Annotated in this window: 2 protein-coding genes and 1 pseudogene; 2 read left to right on the top strand and 1 reads right to left on the bottom strand. The window is 51.6% G+C overall.

The window, feature by feature from the left end; translation table 11 throughout:
* Both HNR62_RS15950 and HNR62_RS15955 read left to right on the top strand, forming a co-directional pair.
* Window positions 1–207: pseudogene (locus HNR62_RS15950) on the top strand (creatininase); the annotation flags it as partial.
* 316 nt (window positions 208–523) lie between these two features.
* Complete coding sequence (locus tag HNR62_RS15955; protein WP_204797069.1) at window positions 524–2245, top strand: BCCT family transporter; 1722 nt, start codon at window positions 524–526, stop codon at window positions 2243–2245.
* A gap of 187 nt (window positions 2246–2432) precedes the next feature.
* On the opposite strand, the gene HNR62_RS15960 is transcribed toward HNR62_RS15955, so the two are convergent.
* Window positions 2433–2703, bottom strand: a 271-nt coding sequence (locus tag HNR62_RS15960) for a hypothetical protein (protein ID WP_204797070.1), incomplete at its 5' end; no start/stop codon positions are given.

Here is a 2703-nt window from a genome sequence, read left to right on the forward strand (position 1 = left end):
GAAGCCGGGCTGGAGCTGCGGGAAGACATCGAAACGGTACTGGAGCCGGGCATGGTGGTATCGATGGAGCCGATGATCATGCTGCCGGAAGGCATGCCGGGTGCCGGTGGTTATCGTGAACACGATATCCTGGTGATCAGCGACAGCGGGGTGGAAAACATCACCCGCTTCCCGTTCGGTCCCGAGCACAACATCATCAAGGGTTAAGTAGTGAGCCCATCCCCGAGCAGGGGATGGGCTTTCAGCTGCTGCTTACCGTGGGTAACTTTCTGGTGTTGGCTTCATGTGCTGACTTTTCGTTTACATTGCGTTCATACACATGCGTTCATACACATGGCGCTGTAACCCGCTGGCCATGATTGGAAAGGATTCTTTACATACGAGTTGCCAATATCCTCATCACCCGCCGAATCAACAATATTTTACTTTCTTTCAACAATCGATGGACAATGAAAACGTTCATAACAATACCGATGAGTTGGCAGGGTAATGGGTAACGAAAATAATAGAGAGGTATATCAGGGTGACCAACATAAAAACAGGGACGAACAACACCGAGAGTCAAAACGAATCGCTTGAGCCCCTGGTGGTTCCTCGATTCACCGGACGTGATCTCCCCCCCATTGGCAGACTACTCATCCAGTTCACCCCACCGGCCGCCATCATCGCACTTATTATTATGGTGTTGAATAATCCCGATGATGTGGCTTCTGTCATCTATGACATGCGAACCTATGTTACGGGTGGTTATACTTGGCTGTTTATCCTTTTTTCGCTTTTTTCCGTGGCGGTATGCGCCTGGCTTGTTTTCAGCAAGGTTGGCAAACAGGTGCGCCTGGGCGGCCCCAATGCTGAAAAAGAGTACAACAACTTTGCCTGGTACTCGATGCTGTTTGCCTGTGGGCAGGGCATAGGACTGATATTCTGGTCTGTGGCCGAGCCGATCATGCTTCGCAATGAAAGCCCGGTGATCCAGGCATTGGAAGGTGATGTCGCCGGGGGCGGAATTGTCTGGGCCTACTTCCACTGGGGGTTCACCGCCTGGGCCATGTATTGCGTAGTGGCAGTATGTCTGGCTTATTCGCATCATAACCTGGGCAAAACCCTGACCTTCCGGGAAGCGACCGTAGACATTTTACCGCGATGGGCTCAAGGTGGTGCCGGTGTAGTCGTCGAACTGCTGGCGATAATGGCCACTGTGCTTGGCTTGTCAACGTCTTTTGCTTTTGCGGCCATGCAGTTTTCTTCCGGGCTCAGCTCCTTTACCGACGTGACGTCCAGTTCCACCATCTGGCTATTGGTCATTGTGGGTCTGGGGACGGCAACGGCCATCTCTGCCTTCTTCGGCATCAGCAAGGGGATGCGCCTGATCAGTGAAACGAACTCCATCCTGAGCATAGTGCTGGTGATTGCCGCCTTTGTATTTGGCCCCACCCTGTTCATTATTTCCAACATGACCCAGACCTTTGGCTCTTACTTTACACACTTTATACCCATGAGCTTCTGGACTGATGCCCCCACGACCGGCGCGCCGCTGGAGTCGTGGCAGGATAGCTGGAATGGCTGGTGGACAGTGTTTATCTGGTGCTGGGTGATTGCTTTTTCACCTTTCGTTGCCGGTTTTATTGCCCGCATATCCCGCGGTCGCACACTGCGTGAATTTGTGGTCGGCGTGACCGTGATTCCTTCCCTGATCGTCATGGTATGGATTGGTGTGCTTGGTTCTGCCGCCATTTACTACGATGATCAGACAGGAAATGGCATCTCGGCAGCGGTGGGCGAAAACGTGTCCAGCGGGCTTTTTGTCATGCTGGAGTCGATCCCCCTGGTGGGCAGCATCCTGCTGGTGGTGGCCACCATACTGGTAGCCACCTACTATGTGACATCGTTGGACGCCGGTACCTATGCGCTGGCGGAATTTGTTTCTGCACCGAAACAGGCCGGGCCCTGGTTCAGAGTGGTTCTCGTTATCAGTATCGCTGCGGTAGCCACCGTGCTGCTGACCGTGGGGGGGAGCGGGGTGGTTGATACCGTTCAGACCGGCACCATTATTGGCGCTTTTCCCTTCTCCATCGTGATATTGCTGATGATTGTCAACACCATAAGACGGCTCTTGAATAGAGACAAATCCATCAAGCAGCTGGAGAAAGTGGTGAATAACCCCGATCCACAGGTAGAGCTGACAGTGGATACGGATGGTGCAGCCAGAATTACGACCAATGGCGGTCTGGTGACGACGAACTGACATTCACCACATTCACCATAGTTGGGATAAATAGTTGGAATAAATAGTCGCAATAAAGAGGAATGGGCCGAGCTTGTTCTACCTGCTGCTATTAACTTGACTATCTGGCCATAGGCTAACATCTGGTCTGACAGACAATTATCTGTCAGACCATTTTTTTGTTCGGCGTCTCTTGCCGATAACAATGCTACCTGGGGGCCCGGTCATCCTCGACAACCCACTCATATCGGTCGTGTTGCGTGTGTCCTTGTTCTTGTTCTTGTCTATCGCTCTGCTCCATAGATGTTGTTTTGTTACTATTTATTATCATTCCATTAACATAGTTAATGGTGGTATTTAAAGTATTCATTTCTATTATGACGGGGCCAGGCCTAGTATCGGAATATGCGCGAAGCCCGGTTGTTACAGCGGCGCAGTCAACCCTGTTACTGTCATAGAGGAAGGAAGCCTTATCATGC

Origin of the sequence: Oceanisphaera litoralis (genome assembly GCF_016907015.1) — a bacterium.
Taxonomy (GTDB): domain Bacteria; phylum Pseudomonadota; class Gammaproteobacteria; order Enterobacterales; family Aeromonadaceae; genus Oceanimonas; species Oceanimonas litoralis.